We start from the raw sequence: 18,563 nt of genomic DNA, 5'->3' as shown, positions 1-18,563 counted from the left end.
CATAATCTGTAAAAACATGATAAAAAACTTTCCCGATAAAAACAAGTATTAACCCTAAGTTTGCAAAAAAAGTATCTCATAGAACTCTTGTTTGTGTTATTAAAGAAAAAAAAGTAACCCCTGTTTTTTAAACTCAGGTTTTTAGGCAAATATGTTGATAGAACAAGATCCACTACCCACTCTTCTTATTGCAATAAAAGAGCAAGAGATAAAACAGCAAGTTAAAGACTTACTTGAACAAACATATAAAATCATCGATGTAGCCTCAACAGAAGAAGCTCTTAATTCCCTTTGCAATCTAAAAATTGATTTTATGATCGTCGACCATGCTCCTGGAGAAGCTCTGGGATTTACACTATGCAAGCAAGTTAAAACTCACAAGCGCTTTTCTTATCTTCCTATACTCCTTATTATGCGCGAATATGATCCACTATTTGCAAAGGAAGCACTCGATGGTGGTGTTACAAATTTTTTATATCACCCCCTCTCTCCTCATGCAATTCATGCGGCTATCATGGTTGCAGAGCACCATAAAAATATCGTACTTGAGCTTACTTCATTTTCTCAAAAACTAAAAAGACTTGCAGAGCATGATCCTCTTACTAATTTCTACAATCGCTATGTTCTTTATGACCACGGCAGAAAAGAAATTGATAAAGCCATAAGAGGCAAACTACCTCTCTCTCTTCTCATGATCGACATAGATCACTTCAAGGAAGTCAATGATCTCTATGGCCATTTAGTTGGAGATGAAGTGCTTGTGCAACTTGCAGAGCTCATCCTTAAAACGCAGAGGAGCTACGATCTATCTATTCGCTTTGGTGGTGAAGAATTCGCTATTCTCTTGCCTAACACTTCTTTAAATCAAGCAAGCACCGTAGCAGAAAAAATCCGCTTAAATGTCTCAAAAACTCCTTTTATCACCACAAAAGGCATTATTCATATCTCTATATCCGCTGGAGTTGCTATGCTTGCCCCTGAAAAACCTCGCCTTGAATTATTATTACAAGACGCAGATGAGGCTCTCTATGAAGCAAAAATACATGGACGCAACCAAGTACGCCTTGCGTCGTAAAGCTATAATTTGTTAAAATTTTCTACATGTCTTTACTTAATCTTCTCATTTTGGATAATGAGTTTATTTTCTCCCAGCTTTGCATTGAGGAGGCTCTTCTTAGAGCCGATACTAGAAATTGGTGCATCATCAATTACGGATCAAAACCCGCAATTGTTATGGGCATCTCTGGCAAGCCAGAACTTTTAATCAATCAGACCAAGCTTCTATCCCAACCCATTCCTGTTATTAAGCGATTTAGCGGAGGAGGAACAGTTGTTGTTGATGAAGAGACGATCTTTGTAACATTCATTTTAAATAAAGAGCACCTCAACATCCCTCTACAACCAGAAGTTATCATGAAATGGACGGAAGGGTTTTATAAAAATGTTTTTCCACAAAACTTCACTCTTCGTGAAAATGACTATGTATTCCATGAAAAAAAGTTCGGGGGCAACGCGCAGTACATTCGCAAAAATCGCCTCCTGCATCACACCTCGTTCTTGTGGGACTTCACAAAAGAAAACATGGACTATCTCCTCTTGCCGAGTAAAGCACCAAACTACCGAAACAGAAGAGAGCACGATGAATTCTTATGTAAACTCAAAAATCACCTACCATCCAAAGATTTCTTTATAGACAAGATTATCTCAACCCTCTCCACTCTATCTAAAATAAATCTCATAAAAAAGGAAGAGGTCATCCATCTCCTAGAACAACCTCACAGAAAAGCAACACAAATCCGCTGAAAGGGGATTGAAAGCCGATCTACCAACCTAAAAGTATAGGTGGGTTCACTCCCTAAAGTTCTAGTTCTAAAAAGAATCTATCCGTTTAGCCTTGTGATCCCCTAAAATAAAAAATATCGTCGGTAAGATATAAACTGGCTCTCAAAGTATCCCAATCAGCAGAACATTTTGCATTGTAGCATATAGAAAAAAGCAAAAACAGCCTAAATATTTACTACTCTAAACCATTCAACCTCATCATCTTTATACAAACCAAACATGAGCCTTAACTTAAATTTACAATTATGGTTGTAGAAAAAACTTAGTTTAATATACAATCCGGCTCGTCCTGTAGTTTAACAGGACTTTATCAATTAAACTTTGGAGGTTTACAATGCTAATGCAAGTTGAACGCAATTCAATGTCACCTATTTTTTTTAAAACTACTAAAACTGAAATAGACGAGTATGATCTCGATCTCACAGTAACTGCAGCACCTGGCGAAAAACCAGGAGTTAATGAACTCATCACAAGCAGGTCTCTCTGTACACCAGGTTGTGGAAATACAGGGACAAACAACAGCTTCTGTTGTTAATACTTAAATCTATAGGAGGGGCTTGTCTCCTCCTATAGCCCCTTATAAGAAGGATTGTCTATGCACCACTACTTACATATCTGTAAAGATATAGCAGAAAAAATCCAAAACCCTCTTAACGTCAAAGAAACAATAACACACTCCATAACAAGAGGTAAGTTCCACAATAACTTATGGAATGAAACGGCTTTTTTTGAAGGCTATCCAGGTATTGCATGCTTTTACGCTGTTATGGATAAGATTGATCCTCAAGAAACGTGGAGAAAACTTTCTCACACCTATCTAAATGAGGCTATTCGTAAAGCTGAAGTGAATGGCTTTAACGACACATCTCTCTTCTCAGGAATTGCAGGGCTCTGCTTTTCAGTGTATCTTTGCTCCAATCAGGGCAAATATTATCAATCTCTTCAGGAAACTCTTGATAAATTACTTGTGGAATATGTTGAAGCTGAAATTAAGCGTTTGAATACCTCAGAGACAACCTCTTTTCATTCTTGCAACTTAATGTCCGGAGTTACTGGAATACTCGCTTACGCATTACTTCGAAAAAATGACTCTGTTTTTTTGCAGCTTGCAACCTCCATTACCAAATGGCTAGTCAATTTTTTTAATAAAGAAGGCTCCAACGCACAACCAGCATGGCATATTGCTCCAAAAGACCTTTTAGCCGACGAAGAGCGCATAAAATATCCTGAAGGGGCTTTCTTTATGAATACCCCTATTGGCATTGTAGGCTGCCTTTCTGCACTAGCTCTAGCAATAAAGGAAGAAGTGCATGTAGAACATTTACAAGAAACAGCTCTTAAACTAGCACTGTGGATAAAAAATCAAGCATGCACTTCTGAATATGGAACACTTTTTCCCAACACTTTAGATGCTAGAACATCTTCTTGTCCCTCACTCTTTGAAATCAATTATGACACCTGGTGGTCTGGAATACCTTGTGTTGCAAGAGCTTTGTATCTAACAGGAAAGGCTTTAAAAGATTTTTCTCTAACTGATTATGCGGAAAAATTGTTTGTCTCATTATTCTCTAAGCCCATAAAAGAATGGAATATGATGGGAACATCATTTTCTAATGGTCGTGCGGGTGTTTTAGCCATTACCTGCCGTATGGCTGAAGAAACACAAAACCCTTTTTTATGGAAGCAGGTTAAGAATCTAGAAGATGATCTTAAAAGTTTCTATCGTCCTCATAGCCCTTTTGGATTCCAATCAGTTTATGTAGATAATCACACGAATTACCACTGGATTGACGATCCAGGACTCTTTACAGGTGCAGTAGGCATTGCCCTCTCATTACTCCTCACCGAACACAAGGACACTTTATGGGACCGAGCTTTCTTGCTTGTATAAACATTAGAACACTTTTTTTCTATAGTTTGGTAACTTCATGATTGTAGGCACATCTTGCACAGCTCTTGTAAAACATATTGCAAGAAACTTATATCACACAAACAATTTGACAGAGGCTAATTTATTAGCATTTCCCCTCTCTCTCTCTCATGGATATCCCTCACTTGTTTTATTGTTTGCCTGCCTAGACGAACTTTTTCCAGACGAAGGCTGGGATAAAGCTGCCCACACAAATATTATTAAAATTAAAGAATCTATTGAGATGCAAGGATTATCAAACCTCTCCTTATTCAGCGGACTTTCTGGCATATGTTTTGCAATAGATGCTGCCTCAAGAAATAAAACACGTTATCAAAAATTTATTCAAACCCTTCATACATACTTAATTAACCAGATTTCCAAAAGCTACTTTAACCAGATAGAAGAAAAAGTTACTCTAGGATTACCTATCCATCCAGAGTTATGGGAAATTATTTCTGGCTTATCTGGTATTGGAATTTATTGCCTAAAAGCCATTGACAACGAAGACATTTACAATCTTCTTACAAAAATTCTGTCTTCCCTTGTTAAGTTAGCAACACACATTGAAATTGGAGGCCACAAGATACCTGCTTGGTATCATCCAAGCTATTACCAATTCATTGACCAGGATAAAATAACATTTCCATTTGGCAATTTTAATTTAGGGATGGCTCACGGCATTGCAGGGGTTATGGCTTTATTATCCATAGCAAAATTAAATGGCATTTCTGTAAAAGACCAAGAATATGCCTTAAAGTATTTTTCAAACTGGCTTTTAAGTAAAAAAATTGTAAAAAACGGCTCCATTTCATGGCCTGATCGTATATCCTTTCAAGAAGAAATCACTCATTCGAAAACCAAAACAGGCACAATGAATGCTTGGTGCTATGGGACAGCTGGCGTTGCAAGAAGTTTATATTTATGCGGGAAAGCAATTGACTCCAAAACAATACAAGAAGAGGCAATAGCTGCTTTTGAATCAATGAGTGATGTTCCAAAAAGCCCCACCTTTTGCCACGGTATCGCAGGTCTCTTAACATTAACAGATTTAATGGCTATAGATTCTCGTTCTTTTCAATTAAAGCAAAGAGTAGAATTTTTGAAATCGCATCTTTTAGACACCTATAAGGAAGATAGACCGATTGGATTTTGGGATCTGGAGCTTACCACATCTAATACAGAACCTCAAGAACGTGAAAAAATAGGGTTGTTAGATGGTTGTGTAGGCGTATTATTAACTCTTCTTGGTCCAGAAGTTTATCCTAAGTGGCAACCCTTGTTTCTTATCAATGAAAGGCTATCATGAACGATACAAAAGTATTAATTGGTATTACAGGATCCATTTCTGTTCTCCTTTTACCCAATTACCTTCTAGAGATCTACAAGCACTTCCCACGGTTAAAAATAATTTTAACTCATACAGCAAGCCAATTTATTCCAAAAGAAAGCCTTCACATACTATCTGAAGGTATCTACACACATGAATTTCCTCTGTCGAAAGAAAATATGAACCACATAGAGCTCGCTCGCTGGGCAGACGTTTTTATTATCATTCCAGCAACCGCTGATATTCTTGCAAGAGCGGCTCACGGTATGGCTGACACATTACTTGCAGCTACAATCCTAGCTTATCAAAAAAAAGTCCTTTTTGTTCCTAACATGAATAGGGCAATGTGGCAAAACAAAGCGGTACAACGCAATGTTCAGCTCCTTATTGATGACGGACATAAAATCATTCAGCCTATCATTAAAGAAGCGTTTGAATATGCTTCAAGACAATTCGAAATCAACCCTGTTTTGCCTTCAATAGAGTCTATCATGTCAATTCTACAACTCGAAATACAGGAGCAACAGTGGCAGACGATCTCTTCTTAGCAACACCCCTATTTATGGTACGCACCCCTTTTTTTCCAAAAGAGGTCTTTGATCGTATTGCTATATCATTAGACCTTCGAAAAGACCTTTTAGACTTATATAAACAGTCTATAGATTTAAGAGAGGCCATCGCCATTGCATCTCCTGAGCTTTATAAAGCACTGCAAAGCATTGATCCCGCCGATAATCAAGCTATCTTCTCTTTATTTAAATATGTCACAAGAATGGCAACTCGAGCAACTCCCTTTGGGCTATTTTCATCTGTTTCTATAGGCCATATTAGCTCTAAAACTACTGGTAATGTAGATATGTCTTATATTCAACGAGTAGCTAGACCAGATATGGAATGGTTAATGACTGTACTAGATTCTAGTAATGCAAACGAGTCTCTTGCAATTTACAGTAAAGTTAAAAAGAATCCCTTGCTTGTAAAGTCTATGGGAAGAATTTTATTACCCTACATGAGGCTAAAAACTGAAAAAGAAAAAAAGGAGATCTCCATTCAAGCAACTCCTTTAATTTTCATGATTTTAGAGAAGACAGCAGACTTTATTTCTATTCAAGAACTTCTTGATAGCTTGAAAAAAACAGCTCCTCATTTAGAAGAAGACAAATTATTACATGTATTAAAAACCCTGCTTAAAGAAGAAATTCTTATTTCATCTACTTTTCCAAGCTTACTTACAATGTCCCCACTAAAAAATCTCATAAACAATTTGCAAACAACAAATCCTAAAGTCCCTCTACTTGAATATTTAGAATCCATTTCTTCTTTTATAGAAAATTATAATCAAAAAGGTGGAGATGTATTATTCCAAGAAATCGATACGAAGATGAGATCCGTTGCAAGTCCTTCTACAGTCTTACAAGTAGATACAACACTGCACAATGAGATAAAACTTCCCTCTGCAGTTATAACGGAGATTTCACAAGCTGCAGAAGCTCTTTGGCGACTTTCTTTTGCTCCGCTTGGCATTCCTCATTTACGTAAATACCACAACAAGTTTCTAGAAAAATGGGGGATGTTTCGCATCATCCCTTTACTTGATTTAATAGATGAACATGCAGGCCTTGGCTTTCCAGAAAGTTATGAATCAAAGGAAATAGAGCAAGATAAACAATATATAAGCGAAGAGTGGCAACAATTTTTAGCATGGAAGTGGATGCTCTCTGTACAGGGCCACGAGAATGAAATTGTAATAACAGATAATGATATCGAAAAATTTGGAATCACTGTAACAAAAGAAAAGGCGCCCTCTTCTTTAGATGTCTATTGTGAAGTTATTGCTTCATCACCACAAGATATAGACCAAGGAAACTATTTAGTTGTTTTACAACCCACTGTAGCAGGTGGAGATGGGATGGCTACATTTGGCCGCTTTCTTCATCTCTTCAATGAAAATGACTTACAAGCCATACAAGATATATTGCATACTGAAGAAGCTCATGAACAAGATCAAATTTTTGTCGAAGGCTCTTACTTTCCAAGTAACGCACGCAGTGCAAACGTGGCTATTCACCCTAATCTTAGAAAGCTGAATATCAACCTTGGATACGGCAATACTCCTCAAACAATTTCTTTAGAAGATATTTATGTAGGTGCAACAGACCAGCATCTATTCCTTACTCTAAAAAATGGTCAAAGACTCAATGTTGTATCCATGAACGTTTTAAACCCTCAACTAGGTCCAAAACTCATTCGTTTCCTAAGAGAAATTTCAAAAGACCAATACCATCTGTTGCATCCTTTTCCTTGGGGAAATCTTCAAAATATGGCTTATTTACCCCGTGTAAGGTATCAAAAGACTGTTCTTCTACCTGCAAAATGGCACCTCACTTTATCATTACTTGAAGCTACCGAAAAAGACTCTATACAGACGCTTTGCAAAAAAATTGACCATTGGGCAGATAAGCAAAAAGTACCCGTAACTCTTTTCTTAATGTTTGCAGACCATCGTATTTTACTAAATCGAAAGCACGACTTTCATCTTCAAGAAGTTGCTCGCCATCTAAAAACAAGAAAAGAAATTATCTTGATGGAAAATGTTGGAGAAGTTGGATGGATAAGCAGTACGCTTGGAACATACCGATCTGAGCTTGTAATTCCTATCCTTAAAAATGCAAAATATTGCTCATCGAAACCATACAATATCCCTTTTCAAACAATCTCCCACTCTGAAAGGTGGAAAGCACCCGGATCAGAATGGACTTACACAAAATTGTATCTTAAAGAATCTGGAAAAGATGCTCTTTTAAAAAAACACTTCCCTCCTTTAATACAAGAATTAATGCCTTATCTGCACTGTTGGTTCTTTGTGCAATATAACGATAAGGAAGGTCCTCACCTTCGTCTTCGCCTTAGATATAAGGAAAATAACCACTCTACCTTCACCTTATCATCCTGGGCTGAAAAGCTCATGGAAAGCGGAGCCATTAAGGAATATTCTTTCCACCCTTATGAAAGGGAGATAGAACGGTATGGTGGGGTTTCTGCAATAAATGCAGCTGAAGAGCTATTTCATGCTGATTCTGAAGTTGCATTGTATATGCTGCATCATAAAACAACTCTTCCAAACTATGTTATAGCCTCTCTTAGTCTACTAGACTTACTTCAAAACTTTAAAATTTCTATTTCCGAACAAATCCAGCTATTTGAGAGCATGCAACTAAACAAAAAAGAACTCGAAGGATTTAGATCTTGGAAATCCACTTTGCTATCTTACGCAAAACAAATACTAGAAAAAAAGCCTGAAGTGGAAGAGGTGAATCTGCTCATGCACATATTTGCAAGAAGACATGCAGCGCAAAAAAAATATCTATCCTGTCTAAAAGAAATTCCCTCCTTAAACGCAGCGATTATAAGCATATTACACATGCATTGTAACCGCTTTTTAGGAATTAATAACAAGCTAGAACAAAAGAGCTATCTGTTCGCTTCCCATGTTCTGCAAATCTTACATAACTCATGTTCTGCAAAAACTTCAAAATAGGCTTCAAACTTATTCTTCAGGTTCTCCATCAGATTCTTCAGCCTCTTCAGGCTTTTTTGTTGCTTCTCTAATTTCCGCTACTATCTCAGTAAGCAAATTCTGATCAAGCAGAGGAATATTATGTTCCTCTGCAAGCCTCTGCTGCTCTGCTTGAAGATGGGGTAAGCGATAATTAAGAGAAAAAAGAAGCATTTTTTCTTTAGCTTCATCTGGGCCTGCAAAACATCCTCTACGTGCACGAGCTAGCTGAACAGCTGCTGCCAAAGAAACATTTTCTTGCTTAGCTTTATACAGCTCTTCTGAAACTCTTCGATATTCATCAAGTCCCCTATTTGCAGTTACAACTTCCCCTTGTATACGCCGGATCTCTACTTCTTTCTCCTCAATTGCTCGAATATTCTCTAACTTTTGATCATGCAAAAGCTTATATCTTAACTCTTCTAACTTCAAAAACATTGCAGGTAATTGCTCTCCTACAGGCCCTTCTTGCTGCTTAAGCTTAATTCTTGAAATAGCTGACGATAACACACGCTTTGCAACCTCTGGCTGTTTGTATTGGGAAAATTCTTCAACCAATGCTGCACTTTGCTCAAAAACATGATTTAAAAGTTCAGCTGTCACATGAACATCTGGATACTGACGACGTACCATCTCATTGAGAGTAAGTATCACCTGTTCTTTTGTCAGCGAATCTACACGAATTACATAAAAGCGTCGAGCACGCGCAGGATCACTCGCAATAAACTGCTGATATTCCGTATCTGTGGTCGCTCCCATAAAATAGGGAACACCCCCTGTTCCTATATTTGTATCTAAAACAGATTTTAATACCTCCGCAGATCGATCACCTCTCAATAAAGAATGAATTTCATCCAGAGCTAAAATAATATTTTTGCGATAAGGACGTATTTGCCTTAAAACACGCTCAAAGACATCAATAGTGCCTCCCATATTATCATTGGCAGACACCAAAAGAGCTGCAGAGCCTCCCAACACTTGCTTTCCTTTCATGAGAGGCTTAAAAGCATCTGGTATTTTTCCAAGTGCAATACGCCTTGCTACTTCTGTTAAAATAACTGTTTTACCAACTCCTGCAGGTCCTACCAAAAGAGGATGTTGTCTTACAGCACTACTTGTTGACTGCCAACACAAAAAAATCCTTTCAATAATATCGTCTCGTCCCAGTAAAGGCTCTATTCTTCCATCGAGAGCTTGTTGTGTATAATTTGTCAAAGGACGAATAACAGTAGGTAAAGGACGAAAGCGATCATAAACTTTCAAGGCAGTATATGAGAGTGTCATAAATCCAATTAAACTAAACAATACAACAGCTGGCAACCAATGAAAATTTGGAAAAGCATCTGCAATCACATCGCTTAAAAGCCCATCCGTAAACGTAGAAATAAACAATATCAAAATAATAAAACCTGCATAAACTTGCAGTGTTTGCATCGCTTCATAAGCACTATTGGGCAAATGATCAGCGGTAAACTGCTGAAGGGAATACCTTAGAGATTCAATTCTACCTACATCAGGAGGATCTAAAACAAGGTTTGGAGGAGGGTTAGATAAAAAAGACTGAATATGGGCAAGTTCTGCTATAAGATTGTTATGAAGGGCTTCAGTCCACCCCTCTCTATTGCGCTTAACAGCAGCTTTTATATCTTCTAAAGGAATTCTTTTTAACGCCCTTACAATTTCAATGGCATGCCCATCTACCAACCTAGTTAAGGTATCATGCACATTTTCAATAATCGCAATAGCATTTGCATCTTCAATATCAGCAGCAGGGGGAACACCTACTGCTGAATTAATTGAACCACCTCCAGAACTACTAGATCCTATACTCTGATAACTAGTCGAATATACCATAACAAAACCACCTTCTTATTGTTTTCCAGAAGGTTGTATACCTTTACGAGATTTTTTTCAATTCTTATTTAAATCTTTATTTAAAGCGCATGCTCGCTTTGCTGCTGCCTACTCCACATTCTACTGTAAAGCCCATTTTTTTGTAACAGCTGTATATGCCCTCCCTGTTCAATAATTTGACCATCTTCAAGCACAATGATTTTATCAGCATGAACAACGGAACAAAGACGATGTGCAATAATCAGCGTTGTTGAGTTCGCTGACATTTTACATATGTTTTGTTGAATTTCTCGCTCCGTACCAGAGTCAAGTGAAGATGTAGCTTCATCAAAAATATAAAGAGAGGGCTTTTTAAGTAGAAGTCTTGCTATAGCAATCCTCTGCTTTTCACCCCCTGATAATTTAATTCCTCGCTCTCCCACAACTGTATCATATTTTTTTGGCAATAACTGAATTAAAGGGTCCAACTGCGCCAGTGTAGCAGCATGATATATATCCTCTCTAGATGCCTCTAAGTTACCATACCTAATGTTGTGATATAGCGTATCATTAAGCAAAATAGTATCTTGGGGAACAATGCCAATTTGTTTGCGAAAAGAGCCTTGCAATTCACGAATATCAAAACCATCAAGTCGAACACAACCAGAAGTCACATCATACAATCGAAAGATAAGCTTAGCTATAGTAGATTTACCCGATCCACTTGATCCAACAATTGCAAGAGTGGTCCCTGAAGGCAGTACAAACGAAATATTTTTAAGGACCATGCGCTCTGAGGCATATCCAAATGATACTTGATCAAAAACCAGCTCTGGTTTTTTGAAAATTATCGTATGAGGTGCACTCCTATCTACTATTTCTGGCTTAGTATTCAGCAGAGTTGTAACAGAAACCATGTCTTGAATGCCTTTACGCACCTGATAAACAATATAATTGATATTACTAAGCGGCATAATGCATTGTAAGAGATAAGAATTAATTAAAAGAAATGATCCAAGGCTAATCGTACCCAAATGAACTTCATGACCAGTAAATAGCGTGGCACATAAAAGCCCCATACCTATCATAAACATTTGACCTAATTGAAGATAAGAATCTCGCATCCATCGTTTTACTGCCATCTGCTCTTGAGTATGTAAAAGCTGATTTATTTGAGAGCTCTCATACATTTCGTGTGCGAAATATTTCACTGTTTCAATATTTAATAAACTATCAACAATACGCGCTGTTGCTTGAGCACAAGTTTCATTATGCTGCATCTGCAGTTTTGTAACTTTAGCCAAAGAGAGATAATTCAACCATAAATACCCTAAGATACCACCACAAATTGCAAGACCATACAAAAAACCAAACAAAACGCTCACTATAACTAAAACAAGCATAAGTTCAAGAAGCACCGGTAATAAAAAAAGCAAAATACCCCAAAATATACTATCAAAGCCATTTTGGGCCTTTTCAATAGAACTTGTAAGCGCTCCTGTTTGCCTTTCAGCATGAAACCGTGCTGATAATGACAGCAAAGTTTCAACAATTGACATAGAAAGAGATCTCTTTCCACGCTCTAAAATTTTATACATAGCCAACATACGCAGTTGATTCATCATTTGACTCATCATCCAACCAGTCCCATAAGCACACAACAATATCCCAAGAATCAAAAAAGACTCTTGATGTGTATAAGAAAAATGATCGATAATCATCTTGAAGATATAGGGAATGGTAATAGATATTCCTACAGCAACAACCACAAGAAGTAATGCGCCTATTAATCGACGCCTCATCGTCCATACGTGTGGAAATATCCATGAAAGCACATGTAACACAGATGAGAGCTCCTGCGTGGTATCAGCTTTAGTCATAGATTGGACTTAGCTGTTGATGTGACCAATGGTGAATTGGTACACGCAACAATGATCTTCCCTCTCAAGCATCTTTTCAAGTTCTAGGTCCCTTTGAAAGACGTTCTCTAATGTTAGAGGGATCTTTTGAGAAGACATAAACTGCCGGATGGAAAATCTTGCTCCTTTTCTTGCTGTACGCTGAATTGCCTGTAATAATCTTCTAAAATCACTTTCATTGATGTAGGAGGCAACATCTGAAAGTGAATAACAGTCAAAACTATTGTCAGGGGCCTCTTCTAAAAAATCAATGATGTTATGCGTATGGATAGAGAGGCGATCAAGCCGCGTCTTTATAAGTAAGGCTGATTCTTTAAGCATGCAAGGAGGAAAAGCTTCTCTGCCTACCTCTCCTTTAAAAAGAAGGGATAACACAGAGCTATTTTTTGCTGGAAAATTCATTAGATATTGATACATTCTCTTATGAAGGTACGTGCCAATGGAATTTACAGAAGAATCTACATTAAAGAACAAAGCAGGATCTTTCAGAACAAAGCGTGTAAACCAAGGGTTCAACATAACCTCGTAAAACCGTCTCCAGGCCCTTGTATCCCAATGCCTTTGAACAAATTCTTTCTGCTCTTCCAAATTTTCCATCTCAAAGAGCTTACGGATTTTTTTGCCTCTAAACATCTGAATCAAGCGAGCCAAGCGCTTAAACCAAACCTCTAACTTCCCTTGATAAATGATCCCTTTCTCAAGCATCTTCTTGTTCTTTTCCCAAAAAGTGCGTACATCTGTTTCTAATGAGGCGAGCACTTTTTGTCTTAAAAGGTCCATTTCAGCACCTCTACCACCGAACAAAAATGTGATGTAATCCTCGTATTCTAGCTCTTGAAGACCTGCGCACTTAAGCTTTAATAAATAGTTCTGTATCTTATTTATATCAACAGACACAACTTGTGCGCATTCTGGAAAGAGTAGATTTAACGGTCTATCACCACTTGCAGTAATACAGACGACACGATCTGTCTTCTGTATTTTTAATGCCTTATACTCAGAATTCCAATCTTCATTACCAAAACTATAACTCAAACGTGAAAAAAAATCTTTCATTACCAACTCATACTAAATGTCATATCGTCTACCATCTTCAGAACGAGGAATATATTTGATGAGAATATCCACAAAATCGCTCCATCTACCATCTTGAATGGGTTGAAAAATAAGTGAAACATCAATACCTACTCTACTTGCAAAATCTTGAATATAATCTAAAGGCATATTACAAAGCCTGTTTTCATCAGAAAGGCTGTCTCTGATCCCTGCAAAAAAATCTTTCCAAACCCAGCCCCTTGTTTTAATCACATGCAAGCCCACCTTCAACCTCTCATCAGTAAATAGTGCCATAAGAAATTTAAGAGGGTGAATATGATCTATTCTATCACCAGCCCTTTCTAGAGCACTTTTACTACGCCATATTTTTGTTAAAGTCGCATTTGCAAGAGTAGTCACGATAAACGTAATATCATTTTTTTCTGCAACGGAGACTTCCTGATTATAATCTCGTTGAACATCCACAGGATGCTGCTGGACCATTACACTTTTACTATTTGCAACAAAATCCACTCCAACAATTCTCTCTCTGTTAGAGTCCCACCTGCCTACTAAAATAAAGGGCTCATCTACTTCTTTTGAAAGTTCTGCTAAACTCTCAATTTTTTCTAATACATCACCGATTGTCTCTTCAGCATTTACCTCAAACGATAATTCTTCTACAGTAATGTCAATTTCTGACACATTTTCTGCTACCAACGATGAAAAAACAAAGATTCCTAAAAAAAGCATAAGAGAATGAAATTTCATAATACCACCCAAATTATCAAGCTCCAGCTATTAAAAGGGCTTTCTAATAAAAAGTCGACAAAATTTAGAGGATTCTCTTAAAACCAGTAATTACAAAGCAAGCGCAAGCCATAAACTCTAAACTTTGTATCTATGAAATCAAATGGGTAATTCTCTCTGCCCCCATAATGACGAAACTGAAAAAATGGCACACAAGAGAGTGTAAACACCTTTTTATGTTGGGATAATTGATAGACGATAGGAAGTTCTAGTGCATATTGCATTTCATTTTCTATAATGAATAGACTATCATCTTCATCAGGATCACCCGTTACCTCGCAGCGCCCTTCTAACATCCATTTCATTAAGACGTTTAAACCAATAGAAAATCTCTTAGACATTTTAACTTCCGATAAGAAACCAAAAGAAAAATATGTAATCTTATCTTTAAATTGAAGAATAAGAACAGAGGGAGGCAAATAACTATTCACTTGCTCCAGGTATCCATAACCAATAAAAGGGGTAAACAGAGAAGAGTATCTACAATTATCCTTAATCGTAAATCCCAAACGAGCTTCTATTTCTTCATCTGTAAAATTTGAAGCCAAATCTTTTCCAAGAGCACTTTTTCCATTTATTCTTCCATTGGCATAAGTTCCTATTAGGCCCCAATAAAAAGAATTTGGCTTAATGCGCTCATATGTCCCATAAACTCCTATCAATGTGCCTGACTGCCAAGCACCGCCCTCCTTCATACGCTTTAAATAATAGCCTTCTGGACCAATACAAATTTTTTGAGTAGGGCACTGAAAAGCAAACATCCCTGTTTGCAGAGCACACAAAACCAACAAAAAAACTAGAACTTTACAGAACTTTAACAAAAAAAATTCCTAGCGCTTAATCAAATGAAAGGATCCGATATGGATAACATTTATACACAAACAAGTTCAAGAATTGTTTTTTGAACTTGTTTGTGTATATGCATCTTTTGCTGAAACCGCTTCTAGATAGAGCTTTGTAATTGGACCTATTGCAAGAAGTGAAATATTTTTTGGAAATACTTTGAAAATTTTTAAAAATGCATCTACCGTAGATGGACTTGTAAAAACAATCTCTTCAAATTCATCCAAAGAGGGGAGTTCTTTAGGGAACAACAATTCTGTATCATAAATAGGTTGTGAAAAATGCTGAATCCCTCTTTCCTTTAAAAATTCTCTTATAACCACTCTTGCGCAAGATGAATGCAAATAAAGAACATTGTCATTGCTTAAACATTCTTGCAAAAGCTCAATAACACCTTCTGCCGTTTCTTTTTTAGCTACAATCCCATTAAAACCATATTCAAAAAGCGCATTCTGTGTTGCCATACCAATACAAATAAGTTTTTTTTCATGTAAAAGTTCTAGTAGCTGTCTATCTGCTAAAGCATTACATAGTATTTTAACAACATTTTGACTCGTAAAAATAACCAAGCTAAATTGAGAAAAATGCTCCCACATCTGCTTATAACAGGTATCATTTAGGTTTTTTTCAACAACTTGAATGAGTGGCAGATGGTATACAGGCTTTCCATAGCGAGCAGGATCTAACCCAAGATACAAAACTCTCTTCATTTAGGAAGCCAGACTAGAAAACATAGCTCTCATTTCACTATCATCTTCTCTTACAACAACTGCAAGCCTGCCTTGTAAAGGCACTGTACTACCTAAAAGCTTTATACAATTTATGTTTGATAACAGCCCTAAACGGATCAATGCCGCTGTTGCAACAACAACACCGTCCACTTCTTTTGTGTTTAACTTTTGCAAACGCACATCAATTGCACCCCGAATATCCACAAAAGATAGGTCTTGTCTTAGTTTTCGAACCATTTCTTCTCTTCTTAAAGAAGATGTTGCAATAATTGCACCAGCTCGTAATGAAAAAAAATCCTCTCCCTCTCGCAGTACCAGGCTATCTGAAGAGTCTACACCCTTAGTAAGGCATGCAATAATAAGACCTTTTGGTAGAGGATCTGGAAGATCTTTTGCAGAATGTATACTAATTCTACATCCGCCTTGAAGCTGTAGCTGATCAATCTCTCTGGTAAAAAAATCTGTTTTTTCAAGTGTTCTCAGCGTTGTTGTTTGATCCATGTCACCCATTGTCTTCAACCAGATAGGTGTAAAAACAATAGAGGGGTAAAAAACTCTAATCTCTTCATACACTTCTCTAAATTGAGTCCTAGAAAGCTTTGAGTCTCTAGCACCTACAATAATATTAAGAGGGAAGCAACACATCGATAGCCTCTTCAACGAATTCAACACCCTTTAAAACCAATTTTTTATGAAATTCTTCAGAAATTCCAGCTAAGTTACGCTTTGGAATTAAACATCTGGTAAAACCCATGTGAATGGCTTCTTTTAAGCGCATCTCTATGCGAGAAACAGATCTTACTTCACCTCCAAGACCTACTTCACCTACAACTATCACTTCTGGATGAACTGCTTTGTTAATAAGAGAAGATGCAATAGCAAGAAGCACGCCTAAATCAAGTGCTGGTTCAATAATACGAATACCTCCTGCAATGGAGACAAACACATCTCTTTGATGAAGAGGGTAGCCAACTCGTTTTTCCAATACTGCCAAAAGTAGCGCCATTCGATTTTGATCAAGGCCTGCAGAGCGTCTAGAGGGTGATGTAAAGACTGTATGACTTACAAGTGCTTGCACTTCAATAAGGATGGGCCGCGATCCTTCAATAGTGGGGACAATAACAGAGCCAGAGCTGCCTCGTTTACGCTCTTCTAAAAAAATCTCCGAAGGATTGTGCACTTCTGTAAGCCCTTTTGTGCCCATTTGAAAAACTGCAATATCATCTGTTGGACCAAAGCGATTTTTAACAACACGCATCATGCGAAATTGATTTTGCTTATCACCCTCAAAATATAAAACTGTGTCCACAAGATGCTCAAGGATCCTGGGCCCTGCAATTTCTCCTGACTTTGTAACATGTCCAATCAAAAATGTAGAAATGCCTCTACCTTTAGCAAGGTGCATAAGCTCTGCAGTGCACTCTCGAACCTGTGATACAGAACCTGGTGCCGAGGGAATCTCTGGCTTATAGATAATTTGAATGGAGTCAATAATTAAAATGCTTGGATTTAAAGCATCCACCTGGGCCTGAATAAGGGAATAATTGGTCTCAGAAAGAAGTAATAAGTTATCACTGTCTATTCCTAAACGCCTAGCTCTCATTGAAGTTTGAGAGACCGATTCTTCTCCACAAACATAAAGAACTAAATGCCCCTGCTTTGCCAGCAACGAGGCCACTTGTAATAAAATAGTTGATTTCCCAATACCAGGCTCACCACCAACTAATGTTAAAGAGCCAACAACAATGCCGCCGCCAAGTAATCGATCAAATTCGATAAACTCTGTTTGAAAGCGCGGCTTTTCTACTAGACTAACTTCCTTTAAACGAACAGGACGAGAGGTTTCTTGCGCCTTGTCGCAAAAGCGCTTTGTCTTAAGAGAGACTTCAATTTCTTCCTGAAGAGTATTCCATTGGCTACACTGAGGACATTGCCCAGACCATTTATACTGATTGTGACCGCACTCAGCGCATGACCACACTATCTTTTGTTTTGTCATACAAACTCTTGAAAAGCCAAAATTTTATGAAGAGCATCGCTTGCAGCTTCTTGCTGCGCCTCTTTTTTCGAAGCCCCCGTTCCACTTCCCACTTCTTCTTCATTAATATGAACAGACACATGAAAAACTTTGCTATGATCAGGTCCCGTCTCACTTACAACTCTGTATACGGGAGTCTGCTGGAATTTTTTCTGGCTATAATCTTGCAATTCTGCCTTCCAGTTACGAAGAGGCATAGTCAAAATACGGTCCATCTCATTTTGAAAATGACCAAACAAAAATTTACTTGCAGCTCCAATACCACCATCTAAATAAATTGCACCAATTAGGGCTTCGAAAAGGTCGGCTAATATAGATTCTCGTCCTCTACCATCATTCATTCTTTCTCCCTTACCAAGGAGCAAAAAACTCTCAACATTTAATTGATTGATAAACAAAACACAACAAGCCCCCTCTACTAGGCGAGACCTAAGATACGATAAATCTCCTTCTGTATTCAGAGGAAGAGAGCTGTAAAGGTAATCTGCTACCAATAGTCCCAATACAGAGTCGCCCAAAAATTCCAAGCGCTCGTTATGCTCCCTAGTCATATCTTTATTTTCATTTACAAAGGAGCGATGAATAAAAGAAAGTGCCAGCAAATTTTTGTCTTTAAAGACATAGCCTAGCTTTTCTTCAATCTCAGGAGCCTTTTCAATAAGTTTTTCGACTGAATTTACCATGAAAGACAGTGTACAGAAGAGTTGCTTTTTGTGG

General features: G+C 37.6%; 16 protein-coding genes. 7 read left to right on the top strand and 9 right to left on the bottom strand.

What is annotated here, in order from left to right; translation table 11 throughout:
• Nucleotides 1–151 precede the first annotated feature (151 nt).
• The 7 genes from P4L16_03575 (at nt 152) to P4L16_03545 (ending at nt 8,619) form a co-directional block, all read left to right on the top strand.
• Nucleotides 152–1,075, top strand: coding sequence for a diguanylate cyclase (locus tag P4L16_03575; protein ID MDR3624205.1), 924 nt, complete (start codon nt 152–154; stop codon nt 1,073–1,075).
• A 26-nt stretch (nt 1,076–1,101) separates the two neighbouring features.
• On the top strand, nt 1,102–1,803 hold the full coding sequence (locus P4L16_03570; GenBank protein MDR3624204.1) for a lipoate--protein ligase family protein: 702 nt from the start codon (nt 1,102–1,104) through the stop codon (nt 1,801–1,803).
• Between the two features lie 373 nt (nt 1,804–2,176).
• Nucleotides 2,177–2,377 (top strand): gallidermin family lantibiotic, encoded by a 201-nt coding sequence (locus P4L16_03565; GenBank protein MDR3624203.1) that lies wholly within the window; start codon nt 2,177–2,179, stop codon nt 2,375–2,377.
• A 60-nt stretch (nt 2,378–2,437) separates the two neighbouring features.
• A complete protein-coding gene (locus tag P4L16_03560; GenBank protein MDR3624202.1) occupies nt 2,438–3,733 on the top strand; it encodes a lanthionine synthetase C family protein in 1,296 nt (431 codons plus the stop codon).
• Between the two features lie 37 nt (nt 3,734–3,770).
• Nucleotides 3,771–5,060, top strand: coding sequence for a lanthionine synthetase C family protein (locus tag P4L16_03555; protein MDR3624201.1), 1,290 nt, complete (start codon nt 3,771–3,773; stop codon nt 5,058–5,060).
• Nucleotides 5,057–5,629 carry a flavoprotein gene (locus P4L16_03550; GenBank protein MDR3624200.1) on the top strand — a complete coding sequence of 191 codons (573 nt, stop codon included), beginning with the start codon at nt 5,057–5,059 and terminating at the stop codon, nt 5,627–5,629. The genes P4L16_03555 and P4L16_03550 overlap by 4 nt, the downstream gene beginning before the upstream one ends.
• Nucleotides 5,608–8,619, top strand: a complete 3,012-nt coding sequence (locus P4L16_03545) for a lantibiotic dehydratase (GenBank protein MDR3624199.1) — start codon at nt 5,608–5,610, stop codon at nt 8,617–8,619. Before P4L16_03550 ends, P4L16_03545 begins: the two co-directional genes overlap by 22 nt.
• Before the next feature lie 9 nt (nt 8,620–8,628).
• Here the strand turns inward: P4L16_03545 and P4L16_03540 are convergent, their stop codons facing one another.
• The 9 genes from P4L16_03540 to rnc all read right to left on the bottom strand — a co-directional run bounded on the left by P4L16_03540 (nt 8,629) and on the right by rnc (nt 18,529).
• Entirely contained in the window at nt 8,629–10,491 is a 1,863-nt protein-coding gene (locus P4L16_03540) for an AAA family ATPase (GenBank protein ID MDR3624198.1), read from the bottom strand.
• Between the two features lie 80 nt (nt 10,492–10,571).
• Nucleotides 10,572–12,350 carry an ATP-binding cassette domain-containing protein gene (locus P4L16_03535; GenBank protein MDR3624197.1) on the bottom strand — a complete coding sequence of 593 codons (1,779 nt, stop codon included), beginning with the start codon at nt 12,348–12,350 and terminating at the stop codon, nt 10,572–10,574.
• A gap of 9 nt (nt 12,351–12,359) precedes the next feature.
• Nucleotides 12,360–13,445: a DUF3419 family protein gene (locus tag P4L16_03530; protein ID MDR3624196.1), complete on the bottom strand. Its 1,086-nt coding sequence runs from the start codon at nt 13,443–13,445 to the stop codon at nt 12,360–12,362.
• Between the two features lie 12 nt (nt 13,446–13,457).
• Nucleotides 13,458–14,195 carry a hypothetical protein gene (locus P4L16_03525; GenBank protein ID MDR3624195.1) on the bottom strand — a complete coding sequence of 246 codons (738 nt, stop codon included), beginning with the start codon at nt 14,193–14,195 and terminating at the stop codon, nt 13,458–13,460.
• Between the two features lie 77 nt (nt 14,196–14,272).
• Nucleotides 14,273–14,995 carry a hypothetical protein gene (locus P4L16_03520; protein ID MDR3624194.1) on the bottom strand — a complete coding sequence of 241 codons (723 nt, stop codon included), beginning with the start codon at nt 14,993–14,995 and terminating at the stop codon, nt 14,273–14,275.
• A 126-nt stretch (nt 14,996–15,121) separates the two neighbouring features.
• A complete protein-coding gene (locus P4L16_03515) occupies nt 15,122–15,787 on the bottom strand; it encodes a uroporphyrinogen-III synthase (GenBank protein MDR3624193.1) in 666 nt (221 codons plus the stop codon).
• On the bottom strand, nt 15,788–16,453 hold the full coding sequence (hemC, locus tag P4L16_03510) for a hydroxymethylbilane synthase (protein ID MDR3624192.1): 666 nt from the start codon (nt 16,451–16,453) through the stop codon (nt 15,788–15,790).
• Nucleotides 16,434–17,807 (bottom strand): DNA repair protein RadA, encoded by a 1,374-nt coding sequence (radA, locus tag P4L16_03505; GenBank protein ID MDR3624191.1) that lies wholly within the window; start codon nt 17,805–17,807, stop codon nt 16,434–16,436. Before radA ends, hemC begins: the two co-directional genes overlap by 20 nt.
• Nucleotides 17,804–18,529 (bottom strand): ribonuclease III, encoded by a 726-nt coding sequence (rnc, locus tag P4L16_03500; protein ID MDR3624190.1) that lies wholly within the window; start codon nt 18,527–18,529, stop codon nt 17,804–17,806. Before rnc ends, radA begins: the two co-directional genes overlap by 4 nt.
• Between the last annotated feature and the right edge of the window lie 34 nt (nt 18,530–18,563).

The organism is Chlamydiales bacterium (genome assembly GCA_031292375.1).
Classification (GTDB): Bacteria; Chlamydiota; Chlamydiia; order Chlamydiales; family VFKH01; genus JARLHF01.
Note: the sequence above shows the minus strand (reverse complement) of the source record. Positions and strands in the feature narration are given on the sequence as shown.